The sequence below is a fragment of the Candidatus Methylacidiphilales bacterium genome, from assembly GCA_033875315.1.
In the GTDB taxonomy this organism is placed as follows: Bacteria; Verrucomicrobiota; Verrucomicrobiia; order Methylacidiphilales; family CAZTYG01; genus JANRJG01.
In genome coordinates this window covers 1-21,346 of record JANRJG010000005.1, presented here as the reverse complement: position 1 = coordinate 21,346, position 21,346 = coordinate 1, and the positions used below count along the sequence as shown (strand labels likewise).

Genomic DNA, 21,346 nt, shown 5'->3' with positions numbered 1-21,346 from the left:
ATTTCCGAAATGCTGACCGGGCAAAGGATTCCCCGGTTACAAAGAGATCCTGCTTAAAACTTAAGTCTGAAAACTTTAAACTTGCCTCACCCCTGCGCCTCCGCGTCTTTGCGCGAGTAACCTGCCTTGGGTTTTTTCGGTGGTGGAAATCAGACCGGTTGTAAGCAGAGGAAGTTCAAGCCGGGGAACCGATTGAAATCGACGTCGAAGGAAACAAGGCGGGAGCCGCCGGCCATGGCAAATGCGGCGAGGTAGGCATCCGTCCACAGACGACGAGGCAGATCGGTCTCGGTGGTGAGTGCGGCGAAGCGGGTTTCCAAGGAAGCAGGTTCGGCCAGGTAGGTGACTCCGGGGGTCGCCATCAGTTGGTGGTAAGTCCGCCAAGCTTCCGCGGCGGTGAGCGTGCGACTGAGCACACCCGGCTGGGTGCTGAGACGAAGCAGTCCCATCATCGAAACACGCGTGAAGGCCATCTGAGAATCCGCCGTTTCCTCCCAATAACGCACCGCAGATGCATGGTGGACATGATTTTGATCCACCAAGGCCAGCCAGACGTTGATGTCCGGGATGTCCATTTATCCGGATGTGGAGGGCCGGGCAAGCACACGACGATGGTGGGCTGCATCTTCTCCATCCAGCAGGGCGTCGAGTTCCGCATTCGTCAGGGCGGGATGCAGGGGAGCCCCTGGAACGCGGGGAATGGCGACAGGCAAAGGGGGGCGAACGTTCGTCCGCGCACCGTCTTTTTCCGGGGGGAACGGACGGCGCAACCCAGCTTCGATGTAGTTGGCGAGAAGGTCCTTGAGCGTGACGCCTTGTTGGACGGCGCGTGTTTTCACTTCCCGAAAAAGAGAGTCTGGCAAATCGAGGGTTGTCCTCATAAAGCCAATTTATGCGAATACGCTTATATGTAAAGATGCTTTCCTGTGTTTAAGAAATGCACATGATGGGATGGAAGTTGAGCCTCAAGAAAAAAAGCCCAACTTAAACCCCTTATATGCACCCCGTTTTCAAAATCCTCCGCTCGTTTCCGCCTGCTTTCCGGGGAATCACGCTGCTCATCCGCAGCCAGACCAACGCCCGGGTTCACTTGGTGGCCACGCTTGTGGTCATCGTGGCGGGGATCTGGCAAAAAGCATCCGCAGTCGAATGGGGGCTGTTGTCCCTGGCCATCGGTCTGGTCTGGACGGCGGAGGCCTTCAACACCGCCCTCGAATGGCTGGCCGACCGGGTAACGACCGAAAAGGATGCGAAAATCCGCGACCTCAAAGATGTGGCCGCCGCCGGCGTCCTCCTCGCCGCTTTCACTTCCCTGGCCATCGCGGGATGTGTCTTCTTTGCCTAAACAAGTGCCTTGCTTCGTTAACTCCGTTGGCTTCGGTTCCATTCAGCGGTCTTTGTAAGGCTCGAACGGCTTTCTCGGTTCGACCTCGACCTTGTGGGGGTGGATCGGGGTGGTGTCCAATTCGAAAACCGGCTCCTTCCCCTGCTCGAAGAACTGGGGAAGCATTTCCTTCCAGTAACGCGCGTGTCCGTCGGCGTGGGGCCCGGTGAAGACCAGCGATCCCGGGTCGAGTTTCACCGCCTCCTTCATGGTCAGGATGGTGTTCCAAGGGTGTTCGCCGATGCGCTTGAGGGTGTAGCCGAAGGAAGGCCCCGGCTGGAACCAAAAATGGGTGGTCGTATTCATGGGCTTTGCAAGGAAAGGGCCGTCCGGTATTCCGCGATCAGGCGTCGTCGCAGGGGAACGGCTTTCTCCGCCAGTTCCATCTGGCCCCGCGTGAAGGCCGCCCGGCCTTCGGTCGTTTCCATTTTCACCGGCTCTAATCCCCACGACCGCAGATCGTACGGGCTGGCCTGCATGTCCAGTTCCCGGGCCTGCATGGCCAGCTCCAGGCAGTCGGCCAACAGGATCGAAGATCCCCAGGGCGCGATCTTGTAGGCCCACTTGTAGAGATCCATGTTGGCATGAAGGCAACCCCGTTGCTCCAGAGTGTGGCGCGATTCCTTCGACGGTTGCACCCGGTTCAAAGGCCGTGCGGCGGGAGTGAAAAAACGGAAGGCGTCGAAGTGCGAGCAACTGATCGCCTGCGATTCCACAAATGCCGCGAGGTCGTCGGCTTGCATCCGCAGCGGCACGGCAGCATGGCGGACCTCTCCCCGGTAAACCATGGCCCACTCGTGCAGCCCCCCGCAGGCAAAAACCGGCGGGCGCTCTGCCGTCACCTCCAGCAGGCGCAAGATCCACTCCCAACTCTCACGTCGGTGAAGCGGCAAGTGCGCGGCATCGATCCATCCTCCGTCGCAGTCAAAAGCCCAGGGTTTGTCAGGAAAATCTGCCGGTCCTGCCCCTTCCAAGTAAACCCCCAAGCCCGGACTCCATTTGAAAAGATGCGAAGGCCGGTAGGAATAATACTCGAAGAGAAAATCGTAAACCGGATGGGTTTCGCCCCGCTCCCGCCGGCGCATGTGTTCACCCATCAGGGACTCGATGCGCGCCGGATGCTCATCCCGCTCCAATCGCCAATCCAGCTCATGCCTCACGAAACCGGGCCGGACGCAGTTGGCAGAAACAGCCGTCATCTGTCCTCCGTCATCCGTCCTCGGTCCCTGTCCTTATTCAATTCCAAGGCGCTGCTTGCCCTCGGGCGAAATCATCGAAGGGTTCCACTGGGGCTCCCAAACCACCTCAACCTCGGCTTCGGAGATTTCCTTGAGGGAAAGAATCTTCTGCTTGGCGTCAGCAGCAATCGAGGGACCCATGCCGCAGCCGGGGGCGGTGAGGGTCATCTTGACATCGACCCGTTTTCCACCGGCAGCATCGGAAAGAACCATGCTGTAAACCAGACCGAGGTCGACGATGTTGACCGGAATCTCCGGATCGTAGCAGGTCTTGAGGCGCTCCCAGATGCGTTCCTCCAAACTCCCGGTTGCAGGAGAGGTGCCCGCGTCCTCGGATTGCAGCCCCAAGGCGGGTGCATCCTTGCTGGCGATGCGGAAAAGTCCGGGAGGATTCTGGGAATGAACGGTGAAGCTGCCACCGAGCGACTGGGTCAGCACCACCACACTGCCCGCGTGGAGGGTGACCGATGTCCCGGCGGGAATTTGCACAGCGTCGACATCGCGGACGATCTGGATTTGGGAACCGTTTTCGGACATGGCTTAAGAATGGCCGAATCCCGGACTGTTGCAACACCCCCGGGGGAAATCCTCAACCGTTCCAGGCTTCCAAAAGCCGGCCACGCAGACCGAGCGTGACGGGCCCGGTGTTACAGGTCATTCCCTGCCATCGCAGCACAGGAACAATACCCAGGCGGGAATTGGTCAGGAAGATTTCATCCGCGCCATCCAGCACGGCGGGGGATTCGGCCACTTCGGCCAAATCCGGTGTGTTCCGTAAAATCCAGCGCCGCACCGCCCCGTTCCGGCAACCACAATCCCGCGAGGGGGTGAAGACGCGTCCGTCGCGCACCCAGAACAGGTTGGCCATGGTGGCCCCGGCCATATGACCGTTTTCATTCAAGAGGACATCCCGGCCCGTGACGGATTCTTCCCGCGCTTGGATCTGCAAAAGGTAGCTCAAGGTCTTGTGGCGCGATTCCCATGCCGTTGAACAGACGCGCAGACGGGATAGCCCGAGTTCGACCCCCACCACTTCCTCAACGCCTTCATCGACCCAGAGGGTGAGAAACTGCCGCGGCGTCAGGATCCATCGCCAGAAGCCGCTATCGGCAGGCGGATCTCCGGGTTCGATACGGCTGCTGTCCAAACCCAGGGCCACGGCCGCTTCTTTCAAGGCATCGACATGCTCCGCGCGAAGCAGGGCCCGTCCCCGGGAAACCCGAACAGTCTCAAACGCCCCCCGTCCGTAGCGGAACCCCTCATCCAGTGGATCAATCATGTGGTGACGCCAGCCATGTGTGAGGAACGGTATTGGGCCACCGCCTGGAGCAGGGCGGAGGCTTTGTGCCGGGTTTCATCAAACTCCTGCCCGGGGTCGGAGTCCGCGGTGATGCCGCTGCCGGTGTGAAAATGCAGCACGCCCTCCTCCAGCACCAGTGTGCGGATGGCGATGTTGAACTGGGCCGATCCATCGTAACCAAAGTAACCCATAGCACCGGTATACCAACCGCGCGGTTCGGTTTCGAGGGCGGAGATGATCTCCATGGCCCGTTTTTTGGGAGCGCCGGTGATGGATCCCCCGGGGAAACACGCCGCAACCGCTTCCACCGGCCCGATACCCGACCGCAGCCGGCCGGTCACGGTGGACACCAAGTGGAAGACATGGGAAAAGGCCTCGCGTTTGACCAGCTCGGCAACCTCCACCGAACCATACTCACAGATTCGCCCGAGGTCGTTGCGTTCCAGATCGGTGATCATGACCAGTTCGGCCTGCTCTTTGGGCGAGGACACCAGCTCGTAGGCATTCTGGGCATCACGCATCGGATCGCGTTCGCGCGGGCGGGTGCCTTTGATCGGACGGGTGGTTGCTTGGCGCCCTTGAATCGATAGAAAAAGTTCCGGCGAGGCCGAGCAGAGCGCGCCGCCCGGCAGGCTGAGGAAGGCCGACAACGGCGCTTCGGTCACGGACCATAAGTGCCGGAAGAGTTCGTAGGCATTGTCGCCAGCTGACGGTTGCCAGAAACGGCGGGTCAGGTTCACCTGGTAAATGTCGCCCGCCCGGATGTGTTCCTTTGCCGCGTTGACGACCGCCCGATAGCCGTGGCGGTCAAGTGTCTCCATCCACGGGTGAACCAACCCGGATTGATCCGCTGCTGCGGTCATCTGTTCGGGCCAGAGTTCATCGCAGGTCCCGACGCGCACATGCGGGCAATCATGGAAAACAAAGGACCCGTCGTATCGGAAGGCCCCGACCCACGCTCCTGGTGGATGTACGGTATCCGCGGGCGGGCAACTGGCGCGACGGCGGGCCAGACCCTCCGCCAAAAGGCCATGATCACCCGGCCCGCCAACCAGGGTGGAATCGGCCGCCCCAAAAAAATAGGCCGTACCGGGCATTCCATCGCGCACGATGACGGCAGTGGGGGGCGGATTCATCGGTTCCACTCTCGGCAGGATTGACCGGGAAGCAAGCGCCTGGGAGCGGGCGTTGCCGTGGCCATTTTTTTAAAGACTGTTGAACGGACGGGCCGCCTCTTCCAACTCGGCGGCATCCAGTTCGGGACCGACCGCGGAAAGCGTCATGCGTCCGGGTTGAAAGAAATCCGCCGCCACACTGCGAATCTCGGCCGGCGAAACGGCCTCAACCGTATCGATGATTTCACGCGGCTGGATGAGGTGGCCCAGGCCGAGCATGCATTCCCCCATCCACATCATGCGGTTGGTGGTGCTTTCCAAGCCGAGTTTCAACTGGCCGATGGTGTAATCCTTGGCCCGGCGGACTTCGGCGGCGGATGGGGCATAACGGGCGATGCGGCCCAATTCCGTGGCCACCAACCCCAGCGCCTCCGCCATCTTTTCCCGCTCCACCCCGGCCTGGATGTAAAAGGCGCCGGTGTCATTGAAATGCGAAACCGAAGTGTGGATCGAATACGCCAAACCGTGCTTTTCACGCACCACTTGGAAGAGGCGCGAACTCATGTTTTCGCCCAGGATGACGGATAGGAGCTTCTCGGCGAAGCGGCGGGGGTCTTTGCGCGGGATGCCGCGGATGCCCAGGGCGAGATTGCACTGCTGGACCGGCCGGGTGGTGGCCTCGGTGCGAACGGTGCGCCGGGTCTTGAAGGAAACCGGCTTCCAACCACGCGTTTCCGGGCTGGTCGTCGCCACCCGGAGGTGGGCATGAAGCAGCGACTGGACGGTCTCCAAATCGGTCCGGCCGGCCACCGAGACCACCAAGGAATCCGGACCGTAGTGACCCCGCCAAAACTTCATCAAGGCTGTGCGCGACATGGCCGCCACCGAATCGGGTGAACCCAGAATGGACCGGCCCAGTGTGCTGGAGGGCCACATGGCCTGGTTGAGGTGTTCTTGCACCACCACTTGGGGCTGGTCGTCGTACATCCGGATTTCCTCCAGGATGACTCCGCGTTCCCGGGACATTTCCGCGGCCGGGAAGCTGGAGTGCCAAAGCATGTCGAAGAGAACATCCAGCACCAGTTTCAGGTGGTCGGAATCCACCCGACAGTAGTAACAGGTCATTTCTTCAGAAGTGAACGCGTTGAGGTCACCACCGCGACTTTCCACCGCTTCACTGATCTGGAGGGCGGTTCGCCGCCGGGTGCCCTTGAAGAGCATGTGCTCCAAAAAATGGGCTCCCCCATGCAGATCCAGGGGCTCATAGCGGGAACCCGTGCGGAACCACAGTCCGACTGACACGCTTTCCACATGCTCAAGGGGGCAGAAAACCAAAGTGGAACGCCCCAGGGCATGGGTTTGGTAAACGGGCATCCGGCCAAATTATCGTCACCGTCGGGGAGTGTCAAACTACTGCCCGGCATCCCCCCGGGATTACGCCTCCCCACCACCCCGCCCACAGGGGACATAATTCCCATCTTTTTCCTTGAGTGACCCCGGAATTCGGGCATTCTCGAAAACTCTCTAGGAGCCAAATATCATGTTCGCAGTCATCCGTACCGGTAGTAAACAATACAAAGTCAGCGAGGGCGACCTCATTGACGTGGAACTCCTCGCGGGCGCAGAGCCGGGTAAATCCACCACTTTCAACGACGTCCTTCTGATCGCAGACGGTGCCTCCGTCAATGTGGGCAAGCCCACCGTCTCCGGCGCCTCCGTCACCGGCGAAGTCCTCGGAGAGGTCAAAGGGGACAAGGTCATCGCCTTCAAATACCGCCGCACCGAGGGTTATCACCGCACCGTGGGACACCGCCAGCGCTACCTCCGCGTGAAAATCGCCAAGATCAAATCCTGATTTCACCCCCCTCCCTATAACCTCCACCCCCTCCTCTCCATGGCACATAAAAAAGGACAAGGAAGTTCCCAGAACGGCCGCGACAGCGCCAGCAAACGCCTCGGCGTGAAGAAATTCGGCGGCGAACTCGTCGCATCCGGCAACATCATCATCCGCCAGCGCGGCACCCGCGTCCGCCCCGGCACCAACGTCGGCATCGGCCGCGACCACACCCTGTTCGCCCTCACGGACGGCAATGTGAAGTTCGACAAGCCCAACCGCCGCGTCCACGTTCTCCCGCTCTCTTCGGCTTCCTGATCGGCCGGCGGCCATCGTCCAGCGACCAAAGGCTGGCGCCGACTAGCCATCTAAAGAACAGCAGAAGAGCAAAAAGCCGTCGGCATGCCCGGCGGCTTTTTTATGCCCTGGCCACCCCCTGAAACCCCGGCTGCGGACTTGGGAAAGGTCCCCGCGAACCACGCCTCGACCCACCCCCGGGCCAGGAAGTTTCAAGACGCCATTCTTTCCTTGAATTGAAAGCGTTTCCGCATACTTTGCCCAAAGCCTCAACCCCAACCAGGAGAACCCATGGCTGACGCAACACGCAAACTACCCGAAAACCTTCCCGGAAAATGGTATGTCGATGATACCTGCACCCCGTGCCACGTCTGTCTGGACGAAGCCCCCGGGTTGTTGAAGTACAACGACGACCAGACCTACGTCTATTTCTACAAGCAACCCGCCTCCCCCGAGGAAGAAGACGCCGCCCAGCGCGCGCTGGATGTCTGCCCGACGGGCGCCATCGGCAACGACGGTTGATCGCTGCCAATCAGCAAATATTCTTGCCGGAAAGGCAGCGGGGTTTACCCTGCTGCCTTTTCCATTTTCACACCCTTTTCAAACCAACCCGCCGAGGAGAACCCATGAGTGACGCCGTCGCAGCCCCCGCCAGCCCCTACAACAAGAACAACCCCTTTCTTTCCACTGTCAGCTCGAAAAATCAGATCAACAAGCCCGGCTCGGCCAAGGAAACCCGCCACATCGTCATCAACCTTTCCGGGAGCGGCATGCAATACCAACCGGGCTACTCCCTCGGTGTCTTTCCGGTCAACGACCCCGCCGTGGTCGACGGCCTGATCCAACTCCTCGGCCTCAACCCCGCCGAGCCCATCGCCCAGAAAGACGGCAGCACCAAATCCCTGCACGAGCTCCTGACCAAAGATTTCACCCTCAACCGGGCCGGCACCAAGCTCGTCAAGGCCCTGGCTGAAAAACTCCCCGCCGGGCCCAAAAAAGAAGAATTGGCCGCCATCGTCGCCGATGAAGCCAAACTGGCCGACTACATCTTCACCCGTGATGTCATCGACGTCTTCACCGAGGTGCCCGGATACAAACCGAGTGCCGCTGAATTGCTGGAAATGCTCGGCCGCATCGTTCCCCGCCTCTATTCCATCGCCTCCTCGCAGGCCAAACACCCGGACGAAGTCCACCTCACTGTGGCCATTGTCCGCTACGAACACCATGGACGGAAGAAAAAGGGCCTGGCCTCGGGCTTCCTGGCCGACGAAACCGTCATCGGCAAACCCCATGTGCCGGTTTTCCTCGCCCCCAACAAACACTTCAAACTGCCGGACAACCCCCAAACGCCCGTGATCATGGTCGGTCCCGGCACCGGCATTGCCCCCTTCCGCGCCTTTCTGGAACAACGCGAAATGGACCGTGCCACCGGCCCGAACTGGCTTTTCTTCGGCGACCAGAAAAAATCCACCGACTTCCTTTACGAGGAGGAATTTGCCGCCTGGCAGAAAGCCGGTCTGCTCACCCGCCTGGATACGGCCTTCTCCCGTGACCAGGAACACAAGATCTACGTGCAGGACCGCATGCGCGAAAACGGGGCCGAACTCTGGAAGTGGCTCAAGGACGGGGCTTATTTCTACGTCTGCGGCGACGCCAAGCGAATGGCCAAGGACGTTCATCAGGCACTGATTGACATCGCCCGCGATCACGGCGGCCTCTCTCCGGAAGCGGCCGATGAATACATCAACAAGACCCTGATGAAGGACGAGCGCCGATACGTCCGCGACGTGTATTGATGGCCGCCGGGCACCTATGAAGCGATACCGGGTGATTGACAACCGCCCACATGTGGCGAATTTCAAGGCATGGCTACGCGGAAGAAAAGCACCCACGACACGCGCGGAAAAGGGGGGAAATCCCCATCCTGGCTTGGCCTTGTCTTGATCCTGTCCTTGGGTGCCCTCGGAGTCAGCCTTTACCTCCTGCACCTCGAGCGCAAAAAAAACGCCGATCAGGCCACCCTGACCGAAAAGGCCATGAAGATGGTCGAGGCCCATCCGGATGCGGAAGTTTTCCAAGTGGAAGATGAGCGCGGATCGGCCCCCGCCCAAAAAAAAAAGTAACCCCGGTCCAGCCGGCGGAGCCACCGCCTCGCCGCACCCCTACCCTACCACCCCCACCGGCTCAACCGGCTCCATCGGCTAAATCCCCGATCCCGCCCGGGCCCGCTCCGGCGTCTGCGTCCTCCCCCTTCGATCCCGCACCCAAGGCAGATCCCCTTCCCGCGGATGTTGCTCCTCCGCCCACGCCCACACCCGCCCCAGCCAGGATTGAATCCACTCCTCATCCTGAACCCGCTCCGGGATCCACGCCCATCCCTGCCCCCGCGCCCTCAGCTCTTCCCCCGGCAGAACCCAAGTCGGAAGAACCGCCCCTGACCGGGATCGTCAAGCGCGCCGAACCCATCATCGGCGACGCCCCCGTCACCGAACTGGACTACGCCACCTGGCAGGTGCGCCTCGAACGCTGGCACTTTTCTTGCGGCACCATCGACGGCGACTTTGGCATGCGCAGCAAGCGCGCCATCACCCAGTTCCAAAAAAACCGCGGTCTGCCGGTGACCGGCCAGCTCGACGTCGAAACCCGCATCGCCCTGGGCATGGCCGGTAATCCTTTCCTCGAATACACCGTGACCGCCGAGGACCTGGCCCTCATCCAACCCACTCCCGTGCTCTGGGCCGATAAAGCCAAAGCCACCCACCTCGGCTACAACGATGCCTGGGAAATGCTCGGTGAAAAATTCCACGCCATGCCTTCCTTCCTCCAGGAACTCAACCCCGGGCTCACGGTCATCGAAACCGGAACCCGCCTCACCGTGCCCAACCTCCAGCCGGAACTTCCCCTGCCCAAGGTCGACCGCATCGTGATTCTCCTGTCCGAAACGACCCTGCTGGCCTACAAGGGCACCCAAGTCGTGGCCTGCTTCCCCTGCTCCATCGCCGCCAACAAGAACAAACGCCCGGCCGGGGCGCTGACCGTGAAGAACAAGGTTCCCAACCCCAATTACACCTTCGATCCCACGGTCCTCACCCATATTGCGGAAAAAGAGGGACTGACCGCCAAAATGATCCTGCCTCCAGGGCCGAACAACCCGGTGGGCATGGCGTGGACCGGGCTCAGCCTCCCGGGCTATGGCATCCATGGCACTCCGGAACCGGCCGACATCTCCCGCACCGGATCCAGCGGCTGTTTCCGTCTGGCCAATTGGAACGCCCGGAAAATCCTCCAGATGGTCGATGTCGGAACACCGGTCGAAGTCATCGAATGACGGGCCCAATGCCCGTTGACGGGCGGGCGGACCAAAGGGTTTCGCCCGGGAACTCACTTCCAAACAACTCCAATCTTTCCTGCGGAATTTCCGGTTGGTGCAGGACCTCGGCGTAGAAACGGTTGAAGGGAATGGAACACTGGATGCGACGCTGGTCCTTGTTGATTTTCGGGTTGATGCTGAAGATCACCGACTTTTTTCGCAGGGCCGCCGCCATCGGACGGGCCGCTTCCTGGGCCTCCGCCACGGTGCCGGTCTTGGCCGCCTCGATGATTGCCCGCAGGTCCGCCTCGGTCACCGTGCCCCACCACGAGAGCCAAACCTCGGGCTGGAAGGTCAGGTGATGCACGGCGACAATGCGTGCCCGTCCGCGCGCAGCATCGGGTTGAAAGAAGCCCACCACCATCTCGAACGGCTCACGGATGGTCCGTTGGCGCAAGACATCGCCGAGATAGACACTGTTCTTCCATTCGATGAATTTCACGGAGATGGGCAGCCCGGTCCGTTTGTTCGCCACGGCCGGGATGTCCCACTCCGCGGTGTATGATTTTTCCAACTCTTCGGAGCCAGTGAGCTGACGAATCACCAGACGCTCAAAGGCCAGGCCATGGTCTTGCACTTCAGAGGCGGGGCAGGAGTCCCCCACAACCATCAGTAAAAACGGGAACAACGCCAGGCATCCACGGGACATCGCCTTTTTTTATCAGATCGATGGGAAGAAATCAGCCGGGAAGATTTTGACGATCCCTGTAGGGCGGCAGTCCCTTGCCCCCCTACAAGATTTCGAGAGCCCTGGTTAAAAAAACGGCCCCGGATATCTCCGGGGCCGTTCAAACACAAGGAACAAACCGAATCGTTTACAACCGGCAGATCAACAGCTCGCGCTCGTAGATCATCTCTTTGGGAAGGTGGTCGTGCAGCTTGAGGAACAATTCCTCGTGCTGCAGGGTCTTCTGCAACCAGATGGACCGGTCAATCTCCATGAGTTCATCCCACTTGGCTTTGGAGTAATCCAAGCCGGTCCAGTCGATGTCTTCATGGTGCGGGATCCAGCCGAGCGGGGTTTCCTTGGAAACGCCCCGGCCGCGGACGCGGTCGACGATCCACTTGAGCACACGCATGTTCTCGCCGAAGCCCGGCCAGAGGAACTTGCCGTCCTTGTCCTTGCGGAACCAGTTGACGTGGAAGATGCGGGGGGTTTCGCTGAGCTTCTTGCCCATGTTGATCCAGTGACGGATGTAATCGCCCATGTGGTAACCACAGAAGGGCAGCATGGCGAAGGGATCGCGCCGGACCTCTCCGATCTTGCCGAAGGCCGCAGCGGTCATCTCCGAACCCATGGTGGCGCCCAGGTAAACGCCGTGGGTCCAGTTGTAGGCCTGGAAGATCAACGGCACATGGCTCATGCGCCGCCCCCCGAAGATGATGGCGCTGATCGGCACCCCAGCCGGGTCTTCCCAGGCGGGATCCAGGCTGGGGCAGTTCTTCGCCGGGGCGGTGAATCGGGCATTCGGGTGCGCGGCCTTTTCCTTGCTTTCCTTGGTCCAAGGCTGGCCCTTCCAGTCAATCAGGGTGCCCGCCGGGGGCTCCGGGGTCATGTCCTCCCACCAGACATCACCATCCGGGGTCAGGGCACAATTGGTGAAGATGGTGTCCTTCGAACAACTGGCCATGGCGTTGGGGTTCGATTTTTCGTTGGTTCCGGGAGCCACGCCGAAGTACCCCGCTTCGGGGTTGATGGCGTAGAGCCGTCCGTCGGCCCCGGGCTTGATCCAGGCGATGTCGTCCCCCACGGTCGAAACCTTCCAACCCTGCTGCTGGAGCGGTTTCGGCGGGATGAGCATGGCAAAATTGGTTTTCCCGCAGGCGCTCGGGAAGGCCGCCGCCACATAGGTCTTCTCGCCCTTCGGGTCCTCGACCCCCAGGATGAGCATGTGCTCGGCCATCCAGCCCTGGTCGCGGGCCATGCAGGATGCGATGCGCAGCGCAAAACACTTTTTGCCCAACAAGGCATTGCCGCCATAACCGGACCCGTAGGACCAGATCTCGCGCGTTTCGGGGAAGTGCACGATGTATTTGGTCGTCGGGTTGCAGGGCCAGGCCGGATCTTTCTGACCGGGGGCAAGCGGAGCACCGACCGAGTGCACACAGGGGACGACGAAGACATCGCCCTTGTCGATTTCGTCGAAGACCCGTTGGCCCATGCGGGTCATCAGGCGCATGTTGACCACCACGTAGGGAGAGTCCGACAACTCGACGCCGATGTGGGAGATGGGCGACCCGATCGGGCCCATGCTGAAGGGGATGACATACATGGTGCGGCCCTTCATGCATCCGGCGAAAAGCGGCTTGAGGGTCTTGCGCATTTCGCGCGGGTCCATCCAGTTGTTGGTCGGACCGGCATCGTCCTGGCTCAAGCTGCAGATGTAGGTCCGGTCTTCCACGCGCGCCACATCGCTCGGATCGGAACGGAAGAGGAAACTGTTCGGGCGCTTCTTTTCGTTTAACTTGACCGCCATGCCCGAGGCGACCATCTGTTGCAGCAACTCATCTGATTCTTCCTGCGAACCGTCGCAGAAATGAACCTGATCCGGTTGGCAGAGTTCGGTGATCTTTTCAATCCACTTGAGGAGGTTGGGGTTGGTGGTGTGTCCTTTTCCGACGCGTGGGGTGCTCATACTTCGTATTCTGGTTGGTTTCCGGTTCCGCCAGGCGAGCCACCGATCCCTCGGTCAGTCCCGCCATGGCAGGTTTAAATCATAAGGAATCATAATAAGATACCATCCCTCATGGCAAGCATTAAAATTAGATTAACTTATTATGAGCAAGTCCAGAATAGACCCCTTAGCTTGGCAGGAAATCCGGTGGATCACCCGGAACGAGGGTTCGGAACGACGAGGCTCAAACCGCCGGGACGATTTCGATTCTGGGGAAAAGGGGCTCGGGGGCGCCCAAACGGAGTTGCGCAGGCAAGACCGGCCAGGCCGGATCATCCACCCCAGCGGGCAGAGTCAGGCCACCCAGTTGGCCGCGCGCCTTCTCCACTGTTTGCGGCAGCAGAGGTTGCAACTCGGCCAAAAGCACGACGAGGGCCGACGTCATTTCTGCAAGCACCCGGTCGAGACGGGGCGAAGAAGCAGGATCTTTGGCCAGTTTCCACGGAGCCGATTCCTCGACATACTGGTTGGCCCGCGTGATCACCCGCCACAATTCTACCAGCGCCATGTGGATCTGGAGCTTGCCCACAAGTTCGCGATAGGTGGCGATGCCGGCCAACAGGTCCGCGCGCAGGGCTTCATCCGCCGGGGTCAAGGTGGACGCCTCCGGAACGGGCACCACGCCCTCGCGGTAACGGCCCACCATCGACACCGTGCGGTTGACGAGGTTGCCCAGGTTGTTGCCCAACTCGCTTTGGTAGCGCTGGTGGAATTGCTCCGGCGAAAAGTCCGCATCCTGACCCAGGGCCATTTCGCGGAGGACGAAATAACGGAAGGCGTCCACCCCGTAGACATCGATGACATCCAGCGGGTCGACGACATTGCCGACGGACTTGCTCATCTTCTCCTGGTTGCGCAGCCAGAAGCCATGGACGAGGAGTTGCTTCGGCAGCGGCAGACCGAGGGCCTTGAGCATGATCGGCCAGTAAACCGCGTGGGCCGGGACCATGATGTCCTTGCCGATGACATGCACCGCCGGCCAGCGCGGATCGATCCCCTCCCCGGCGTAGCCGATGCCGGAGATGTAGTTGATCAGGGCATCGAACCACACATAAGTCACCTGGTCCTCATCGAAGGGCAGCGGGATGCCCCAGGCCAGGCGCGACTTCGGGCGCGAGATGCAGAGGTCGCCGATGGGGTTCTCCAACGCACCGAGCACTTCCTTGCTGCGGAAGGCCGGGAAGATCCAGTCCGGGTTGCTGCGGATGAAGTCCTGCAGCCAGGCGCGGTGCTTTTCCAAACGGAAGAAATAGACCGGCTCCTTCAGCGTGATGACGTCACCGTATTCGGCCGGGAACTTCCCGTCGACCATCTCCTTCTCGGTCAGGAACTGCTCCTGCTTCGGACTGTAATAACCCTCGTAGTCCCCGGCGTAAATTTCCCCGGCGTCGAAGAGCTTCTGCAGAATCAGGCGGACGACGTGCTTGTGGCGGTCTTCCGTCGTGCGGATAAAGTCGTCGTAGCTGACCCCAAGCCGGTCGTAAAGCGCCCGGAAGAGGGCGGCGTTGCGGTCGCAAAGCACCTTGGGTTCGACCCCTTCTTTTTGCGCACTCTGCTGGACCTTCAGTCCGTGTTCGTCGACCCCGGTGAGGAAGAAAACCTCATCCCCGGCGCGACGGTGGAAGCGGGCGAGGAAATCGGTCAGCACCTTCTCATAGGCATGGCCCAAGTGGGGCTTCCCGTTGACATAGTCGATGGCCGTGGTGATGAAAAAGCGCTCGGGCATAAAGGCAGAAGTATACCCGCCCCCGTCCACCCTCCAAGCACGAACCGCCGTCGTCCTGTAGGGGATGTCGGAGAGTGGCCGTGGCGACCACTCCGCCATCCGCCATCCGCCATCTGTCCTCCGTTCTCCGTCCTCTGAAAATCCCCCCTGTCACGCCGGAGTCCGTCTGCTGGTGGTCGAAGCGGATACCTGACACCGTGAGCCCGGAAGCCTCTTTTTGGGAGAGGGTCGGCTATTCCATGAACTCTGTCTCACTGCCATTCCCGGCCGTGGTTTTTCCAAAATGCGCTGAACCGCTTGGGAACGTAGTCCGCGGGAACGGGGACGAAGCTGTCTGCGGGCACGATTTCGACGGCCATGGATTCTCCCAACCGTGTGACCAGTTCATGGAAACGCGGCGCTAAACTCTCGGTCACGGCGATGCGCCGGACTCCGGCGCTGTGGCAGGCGCTGATCAATTCTTCCACCGGGTCACCCACGCGGAGTTCGTCCGCCGCTTCGCCCGCACATTCGTAGAGGAAGAAGATTCGTTTGAAACTGAGCGGCGAACGTTCGAGCAACGGGCGATCGAAGACGAACACGCGGCGGGCCCCTGGATGGAGCCGGGCGGCGGGATCTTCGGGGGAGAGGGAATCCCCGTGCAACCAAACAAGCACAGGTTCAGTCATGGCCGGGTTCCTTCCCAAAAAGCCGCCGCTCCAGTTCCGGATATGAAGCCTGGAAGGGGCAGGCCGCGGTGCAGGTCCGGCAATGAACGCCGCGGGTGTGGTGCTCGAGATTGTCGCGGTTGAAGATATAGGGCTTGTGGGAGAACGTGGAGGCCACCCACTGCCAGGAAAGGGCGTTGCTGGCCGGGTCGCCATCGAGCAAATGACGGTAAAAGAAGCGCTCCCCTTCCTGCCAGCGGACTTTGCGGAAGTGAACCACGTAGGCGGCGAACCAGAGGCGGGCGTGGTTGTGCAGCCAGCCGGTGGTGGTCAATTCTTTCACAAAGGCATCCATGCAGGCCAGCCCAGTCCGGCCTTCCGCGATATCGTCGGGCATCCGTTCTTCGCCGAGCGGAACCTTCGGCGGCTCCAAGTCGTGGTAGATCGCGTCTCCCCGGGCGCGGCGGACGAGGAGCCAGAACTGCCGCCAGCCGAGTTCGGCCCAGAATTTAACCCGGTCGGCTTCCGAGGTGCAGGTGTGGCGAACGTGTTCCGCCACCTCACGCAACGTGAGCACTCCATGGCGAAGATAGGGGGAAAGGCGGGAGACATTGCCGTGCCCGGGAAGAAGGGAATTGCGAGTGGCGGCATAGCCCCCGGCCGTCCAGGAGCGGAGCTGCGCGAGGGCGGCGTTGCGTCCACCGACCCAGACACCGGGCCTGGCGTCCGCCGGGGACCCGGCATAAAGTCCCTCGAGCAACGTGGCCAGCCGGCGGACGCTGGCCTCGCGGTCGGGTCCGGGCGGCGGGAGAATCATGCTTCACTCTGCCACACATTGACCTGAGGACAAACGAGTGTGCCGGAGGTTACTCCGCACTCTTGACGGATTGATTGGGAGGTGTTGCCCCTACTCTTCCTCGACCGTGGTGGTCGTGCGACCGTCGCGGCTGACGCGGGTCCGGCGGATGATGCGCCGGTGGACGTAACCACCCTCGCCAAAGATGCTGACGATGCCCACCACGATGTAGGCCCAGAACCAGAAGTTCTGCGTGCCCATATCTAGGTAGATGTAATAGGCCATCAGGAATCGGGGGAAGAAGAGCCACGAAAGCACGTTCACCAGGTCAGACAGGGGATTCGCCGGATAGGTCCCGGTGATGAGCCATGCGAAAAGAAGGGCCAGACGGGGAAAGAACAACCCGGCAATCAGGAGCCATAACGCCATGTGACCGGTGGAAAGAAAAGTGTCCGTCATAACCTGATGTTATCCCCGGACCCGACCGCCACTATGGGGTGAATGCCTGAGTGAGAACAAGGTAGTTGGCCACGAAAAGGCGCAGAATTCACAAAAGGAAAATGCCTTGGATTTTTTTGCGCGCTTTGCGCTTTTTTGCGGCCAACTACAGCAAGTTGACCGGATCGACGTCGACCACGGCTCGGACTTCACCGGGCCAGTTCACGTCGACGATCTCCCGTTTCAACAGCGGTGCCACGGCGGCGATCGAGGGCACGAGCAAAAAGATCTGGTAGCGGAAGTGGTCGCGCAACCGCGGCAACGGCGCCGGGCCGGGGTCGGGAACTTGGATCTTCGGCTCCAGGGCCTCCTTCAGCCGCCGCGCCGCGGTCTCGATGCAGAACTTGGTTTTTTCCTCGGACCGCCCCCGGAAGGTGATGAGCACGGCCCGTGAAAACGGCGGGTAGCCGTGGGCCTGGCGGTATTGCAACTCGGATTCCTGGAAGCCATCGACATCGTGGTGCCGGGCAAACTGGATGGCGTCCTGGTGCGGGCTGTAGGTTTGGACGAAGACCTCGCCGGGCACCTCCCCCCGCCCGGCCCGTCCCGCCACTTGGACCAGTTGCTGGAAGACGCGCTCGCCCGCCCGGAAATCGGGCAGGTTGAGGGCGTGGTCGACCGAGACCACGCCGACACAGGTGACGTTGGGAAAGTGCAGGCCCTTGGCGATCATCTGGGTGCCCACCAGAATGTCGGTGCGCTTTTCCCGGAAGTCATCGAGAGCCTTCACGAAAGCCCCTTTGTTGCGCATGGAATCGGAATCCATCCGGCACCAGCGGGCGGCGGGGAAGTCGCGCGCCACCGCTTCCTCGATCCGCTGGGTTCCGGTGCCGGCCAGGCGGTATTGATCGAAATTGCATTCCGGGCACTTGCGCGGCACGTCCGCGCGGTGGTCGCAGAAGTGGCAACGGAGGGTTTGCTCACTGCGATGATAGGTCAGGGGCACGGCACAGTGCGGGCATTCCTCGACGTGGCCGCACTTGGGGCACTGGAGGCTGGAGGCAAAGCCCCTCCGGTTGAGGAAGATGATGGCCTGCTCGCCCTTTTCCAAGCGGGACGTGAGGGCCTTTTTGAGCACTTCGCTCAGCAGCGCGGGATGGCCGGGTCGCTGGGGTTCTTTGCGCAGGTCGACGATGTGAACTCGGGGCAGGCGGAAATCCTCGGCCCGGGCGTTGAGACGGACGAGGCGGTATTTGCCCTGGCGGGCGTTGTGGACCGACTCGAGGGACGGGGTGGCGGAGCCGAGGACGACCGGGACTTTTTCCAAGAAGCCGCGCATGACCGCGACATCCCTCGCCTGGTAGTGCGGCGCCTCCTCCTGCTTGTAACCGGACTCGTGTTCCTCATCGACGACGATCAACCCGAGGTTGGGTACGGGGGCGAAGATGGCGGAGCGGGCGCCGATGACGACGCGGGCCTTGCCGCTGCGGATGTTCTGCCACTGGTCGTGCCGCTCCCCGGCAGAGAGGTGGCTGTGCAGCACGGCCACTCGGATTTCCCGTCCCTCGAAGCGCGAGCGGAAGCGTTCGATGGTCTGGGGGGTGAGGGCGATTTCTGGAACGAGGATGATGGCGCTTTTTCCGCGGTCGAGGACGGCGGAAAGGGCCTGGAGGTAGACCTCGGTCTTGCCGCTACCGGTGACGCCCTGGATGAGCACGGGCTTGGGTTGGGGAAGGGCGGCCTCGGCAAGGATGAGTTCCAGGGAATGTTTTTGTTCCGGGTTGAGGAGGAGCGCATCCGAGGTGGTCACCTGGGCGGTGGCCGGATCGCGCTCAATGGTTTCCAGGCCGATACGGACAAAGCCCCGGTCGGCCAGGGCGTGGAAGGTGGTGGCAGTGGTCTTGAGTTCGCGGCAGAGCTCGGCCAGGAATCCCCCGCCCTTGGCACGGGCGGCATGCCAGGCTTTTTTCTGGGCGGTAGCCCGGCCGAGGGCGGCCTCGACTTCCCCCGGGACGAGGTGGTCCGGCACGGTGACTCGGAGTTGCTTTTTATAGGCGTCCTCTTTTTGCCGGACGACGCCCGGAAGCATCATTTTCAGCACCTGGGGGAGATCGCAGCAGTAATAAGCGGCCATCCAGCGGGCCAGGGCGAGGATCGGGGGTGGGATGAGGGGATGCGCATCGACCAGGGCTTCGACTTCGCGGCAGCGGGCGACTTCGGGTACTTCCGGGAAATCGACCACATAGGCCAGGACGGATTTTTTGCCCCAAGGGACACGGACGCGGTGGCCGGGCAGGACTTTTCCCTTGAGCGACGGAGGCAGGACGTAGTCGAAGGCTTTGTCGAGGGCGATTTCCGGGACGACGCGCACATAGACGGCCGATCCGGCGGAGGCGAGGTCGAGCGAAGTCTGGCGGGGGGCGGGCACATCACCATGATGAGGAAGGGCGGGATGGGGTCACGCCCTTTTGGGCTGCCGGGCTTGCGTGCGGAACGGGCAGCCCTAGGGTTGGACGCATGAAGCGCCCCTCCCGCCTCATTTATCTGGCCATCCTGCTGCCGCCGCTGGCGGTGCTGGGCGGGGCATGGTGGTGGGGCAAGAAGGAAAAAGAACGCGACAGTCAATTCGACACCTGGATCATCGAGGCGGCCACCCGCTATCAGATGGACGTCCAATTGATCCGGGCCGTCATCTGGCGTGAAAGCGATTTTGACCCGGAGGCGACGGGGCTGGCGGGGGAACGCGGCTTGATGCAGGTCACCCCGCCGGCGGGCCAGGAGTGGGCCGACGCGGAAAAACTGGAAAACTACCGCGAGACCGACCTGTTCGACCCGCGGACCAACATCCTGGCCGGAACGTGGTATCTGGCCCGGGCGCGGGGTCGCTGGAGCGAAGCCGACCGGCCGGAGGTCTTCGGCCTGGCTGAGTACAATGCCGGACGGACGCATGCACGTCGTTGGGCCCGGGAACTGCCCAAACCCGTGGCCGGGGCCTTCATCGAACGCATTGATTTTCCGACCACCAAAAAGTATGTCCTCGACATCCTTGATCGATGGGAACTCTACCGCAAGCATCCCAACCTTTCCGTGCCCGAATTGCTGTGGGGAAAAATCACCGGATACTGGTGGCGCTGGCAGGAACGGCGTTCGATCCAAAAGCGCAAATCGTCGCCAGAAGCCCGGATTACCTTGCCAGCAGACAACGGGTATGCCTAAATAGAAATTGTCATGACCGCTTCTTCAAAGAAGGCCACGGTCAAATTGTCCTTCAGTGACAAAGATCGCGCGATTTCCCTCCTCCGCACCTTGGCCCGGTTGCATTATTTCGGTGCCTCCTTTCCTTCGGAAGCCGAACTGAGTCGCTTGCTGCGCATCCCGCGTTCCTCCCTGGCCCTGGGTTTTGCCAATCTGGAAGCCGAGCGCCTGATCCACAAGGCGGACACCGGGCTTTGGCAGACCCGGGCCTGGCTGGACCAGAAACCCCTGGGCCAAGTTGGATTCGTGGTCAACACCGACATCCTCAAGGGTTGGTACAGTCTCTTCCAGGACTGGCTCACCGGCTTCGAACACACCATGTCGGACGAAGGCTACGAAACCGTCCTTCTCTCGAATTTCGCCAGCTGCCGGGATAAAATCGAAAAGATCGCGCTCCAGCGGGAACGGGGCCTGATGGGCCTGGCCCTGGCCAGCCGCACCGAGCCGGAGGTGCTGGAATACACCCGCACGGCCAGCATCCCCTCGGTCCTGCTGGGCAACGCCAACATCCACCACGAGGGCCTGGGCTGCGTCTGCTCGGACAACCGCGCGGGCATGGAAAAACTCATCGACCACCTGGTGCAGAACAACCACCGCGACATCGCATTCTACGGGGTCGGCCTCAGTTTCCACGAAGGCTACCGGGAACGACTGGCCTCCTATCAAAACAGCCTGCGCCAATACGGACTGGAACCCCACACCGAGTGGATCTTTCCCGAGCCACACCACGAACTGTGCGCGCGGCGGGCGGCTGAGATCTACCAGACGCGCAAGACCAAGCCGACGGCCTTCGTCTGCGCGACCGACCGTGAAGCTTTCGAATTGGTGGCCGAATTCCGCCACATGAAGATCGAAGTTCCCCGGGACGTGAGCGTGGCCGGCTACGACAACAACCATTTCGCGCATATGCTGGAACCGGCCATGACGACGGTGGACATCTACGCCTTCGAGATGGGCCGGGTGGCGGCCAACTACCTGCTGAACGAAATGCAGGCCGCGCAACTGCCGGTCAAGATCCTCCTGCCCGCGGATCTGGTGGTGCGGATGTCGGTGTCCACCCTCTCGGGCAAGGAAGCCGACCGCCCGAGCCGGCCCGTCCAGCCTCCGGTGCCGGTGGAAATCGTCAGCTTTTAGAGCATTTTGCATTTAATTAGCTTCGTAAAAGCTGTACAGTGTTGGTGGTATCCCGTAGAAGATTGGGATGAAATCCTACAGTGCTGATTTGCGGGCCAAGATTATCAAGCGTCGTTCCAAGGGGGCGAGTGCGGCGG

The 21,346-nt window shown here is 61.3% G+C and carries 24 protein-coding genes; 9 read left to right on the top strand and 15 right to left on the bottom strand.

Annotation, left to right across the window (positions count from 1 at the left end; genetic code table 11):
- Positions 1 to 149: 149 nt before the first annotated feature.
- Together SFU85_01670 and SFU85_01665 are read right to left on the bottom strand one after the other, a co-directional pair.
- A complete protein-coding gene (locus SFU85_01670; GenBank protein ID MDX6765478.1) occupies positions 150 to 575 on the bottom strand; it encodes a TA system VapC family ribonuclease toxin in 426 nt (141 codons plus the stop codon).
- A complete protein-coding gene (locus tag SFU85_01665; GenBank protein MDX6765477.1) occupies positions 576 to 839 on the bottom strand; it encodes a hypothetical protein in 264 nt (87 codons plus the stop codon). It abuts the gene before it with no gap.
- Between the two features lie 158 nt (positions 840 to 997).
- On the opposite strand from SFU85_01665, the gene SFU85_01660 reads away from it, so the two are divergent.
- Positions 998 to 1,345, top strand: a complete 348-nt coding sequence (locus SFU85_01660) for a diacylglycerol kinase family protein (protein ID MDX6765476.1) — start codon at positions 998 to 1,000, stop codon at positions 1,343 to 1,345.
- A gap of 42 nt (positions 1,346 to 1,387) precedes the next feature.
- On the opposite strand, the gene SFU85_01655 is transcribed toward SFU85_01660, so the two are convergent.
- From SFU85_01655 to SFU85_01630, 6 genes are all read right to left on the bottom strand, one after another.
- Positions 1,388 to 1,690, bottom strand: coding sequence for a hypothetical protein (locus SFU85_01655; protein ID MDX6765475.1), 303 nt, complete (start codon positions 1,688 to 1,690; stop codon positions 1,388 to 1,390).
- On the bottom strand, positions 1,687 to 2,583 hold the full coding sequence (locus SFU85_01650) for a hypothetical protein (GenBank protein MDX6765474.1): 897 nt from the start codon (positions 2,581 to 2,583) through the stop codon (positions 1,687 to 1,689). Before SFU85_01650 ends, SFU85_01655 begins: the two co-directional genes overlap by 4 nt.
- A 33-nt stretch (positions 2,584 to 2,616) precedes the next feature.
- Positions 2,617 to 3,159, bottom strand: a complete 543-nt coding sequence (locus SFU85_01645; GenBank protein ID MDX6765473.1) for an iron-sulfur cluster assembly protein — start codon at positions 3,157 to 3,159, stop codon at positions 2,617 to 2,619.
- A gap of 52 nt (positions 3,160 to 3,211) precedes the next feature.
- Positions 3,212 to 3,901, bottom strand: coding sequence for an aminotransferase class IV (locus tag SFU85_01640; protein MDX6765472.1), 690 nt, complete (start codon positions 3,899 to 3,901; stop codon positions 3,212 to 3,214).
- A complete protein-coding gene (locus tag SFU85_01635; protein MDX6765471.1) occupies positions 3,898 to 5,058 on the bottom strand; it encodes an anthranilate synthase component I family protein in 1,161 nt (386 codons plus the stop codon). Before SFU85_01635 ends, SFU85_01640 begins: the two co-directional genes overlap by 4 nt.
- A gap of 69 nt (positions 5,059 to 5,127) precedes the next feature.
- Positions 5,128 to 6,411 carry a pitrilysin family protein gene (locus SFU85_01630; GenBank protein MDX6765470.1) on the bottom strand — a complete coding sequence of 428 codons (1,284 nt, stop codon included), beginning with the start codon at positions 6,409 to 6,411 and terminating at the stop codon, positions 5,128 to 5,130.
- 166 nt (positions 6,412 to 6,577) lie between these two features.
- Between SFU85_01630 and rplU the strand changes: the two genes are divergently transcribed.
- The 6 genes from rplU (at position 6,578) to SFU85_01600 (ending at position 10,496) form a co-directional block, all read left to right on the top strand.
- The gene (gene rplU, locus SFU85_01625) at positions 6,578 to 6,892 is read left to right on the top strand and encodes a 50S ribosomal protein L21 (protein ID MDX6765469.1); all 315 of its coding nucleotides are present in this window, start codon (positions 6,578 to 6,580) and stop codon (positions 6,890 to 6,892) included.
- A 39-nt stretch (positions 6,893 to 6,931) separates the two neighbouring features.
- Complete coding sequence (gene rpmA, locus SFU85_01620; GenBank protein MDX6765468.1) at positions 6,932 to 7,189, top strand: 50S ribosomal protein L27; 258 nt, start codon at positions 6,932 to 6,934, stop codon at positions 7,187 to 7,189.
- A gap of 270 nt (positions 7,190 to 7,459) precedes the next feature.
- Positions 7,460 to 7,690 carry a ferredoxin gene (locus tag SFU85_01615; protein ID MDX6765467.1) on the top strand — a complete coding sequence of 77 codons (231 nt, stop codon included), beginning with the start codon at positions 7,460 to 7,462 and terminating at the stop codon, positions 7,688 to 7,690.
- Between the two features lie 104 nt (positions 7,691 to 7,794).
- On the top strand, positions 7,795 to 8,964 hold the full coding sequence (locus SFU85_01610) for a sulfite reductase subunit alpha (protein ID MDX6765466.1): 1,170 nt from the start codon (positions 7,795 to 7,797) through the stop codon (positions 8,962 to 8,964).
- Between the two features lie 144 nt (positions 8,965 to 9,108).
- Complete coding sequence (locus tag SFU85_01605) at positions 9,109 to 9,291, top strand: hypothetical protein (GenBank protein MDX6765465.1); 183 nt, start codon at positions 9,109 to 9,111, stop codon at positions 9,289 to 9,291.
- A 389-nt stretch (positions 9,292 to 9,680) separates the two neighbouring features.
- Complete coding sequence (locus SFU85_01600) at positions 9,681 to 10,496, top strand: L,D-transpeptidase (GenBank protein MDX6765464.1); 816 nt, start codon at positions 9,681 to 9,683, stop codon at positions 10,494 to 10,496.
- On the opposite strand, the gene SFU85_01595 is transcribed toward SFU85_01600, so the two are convergent.
- From SFU85_01595 to priA, 7 genes are all read right to left on the bottom strand, one after another.
- The gene (locus SFU85_01595; protein MDX6765463.1) at positions 10,486 to 11,187 is read right to left on the bottom strand and encodes a hypothetical protein; all 702 of its coding nucleotides are present in this window, start codon (positions 11,185 to 11,187) and stop codon (positions 10,486 to 10,488) included. The two genes, SFU85_01600 and SFU85_01595, sit on opposite strands and share 11 nt — an antisense overlap.
- Before the next feature lie 166 nt (positions 11,188 to 11,353).
- A complete protein-coding gene (locus SFU85_01590; GenBank protein MDX6765462.1) occupies positions 11,354 to 13,174 on the bottom strand; it encodes a phosphoenolpyruvate carboxykinase (GTP) in 1,821 nt (606 codons plus the stop codon).
- A gap of 223 nt (positions 13,175 to 13,397) precedes the next feature.
- A complete protein-coding gene (metG, locus tag SFU85_01585) occupies positions 13,398 to 14,939 on the bottom strand; it encodes a methionine--tRNA ligase (protein MDX6765461.1) in 1,542 nt (513 codons plus the stop codon).
- 251 nt (positions 14,940 to 15,190) lie between these two features.
- Positions 15,191 to 15,607: a hypothetical protein gene (locus SFU85_01580; GenBank protein MDX6765460.1), complete on the bottom strand. Its 417-nt coding sequence runs from the start codon at positions 15,605 to 15,607 to the stop codon at positions 15,191 to 15,193.
- Positions 15,600 to 16,403: an FAD-binding domain-containing protein gene (locus SFU85_01575; GenBank protein ID MDX6765459.1), complete on the bottom strand. Its 804-nt coding sequence runs from the start codon at positions 16,401 to 16,403 to the stop codon at positions 15,600 to 15,602. Before SFU85_01575 ends, SFU85_01580 begins: the two co-directional genes overlap by 8 nt.
- A 90-nt stretch (positions 16,404 to 16,493) precedes the next feature.
- Complete coding sequence (locus SFU85_01570; GenBank protein MDX6765458.1) at positions 16,494 to 16,841, bottom strand: hypothetical protein; 348 nt, start codon at positions 16,839 to 16,841, stop codon at positions 16,494 to 16,496.
- Positions 16,842 to 16,986: 145 nt separating this feature from the next.
- The gene (priA, locus tag SFU85_01565) at positions 16,987 to 19,248 is read right to left on the bottom strand and encodes a primosomal protein N' (GenBank protein ID MDX6765457.1); all 2,262 of its coding nucleotides are present in this window, start codon (positions 19,246 to 19,248) and stop codon (positions 16,987 to 16,989) included.
- Positions 19,249 to 19,337: 89 nt separating this feature from the next.
- On the opposite strand from priA, the gene SFU85_01560 reads away from it, so the two are divergent.
- Both SFU85_01560 and SFU85_01555 read left to right on the top strand, forming a co-directional pair.
- A complete protein-coding gene (locus SFU85_01560) occupies positions 19,338 to 20,036 on the top strand; it encodes a lytic transglycosylase domain-containing protein (protein MDX6765456.1) in 699 nt (232 codons plus the stop codon).
- A gap of 12 nt (positions 20,037 to 20,048) precedes the next feature.
- Entirely contained in the window at positions 20,049 to 21,209 is a 1,161-nt protein-coding gene (locus tag SFU85_01555; GenBank protein MDX6765455.1) for a substrate-binding domain-containing protein, read from the top strand.
- Positions 21,210 to 21,346 lie beyond the last annotated feature (137 nt).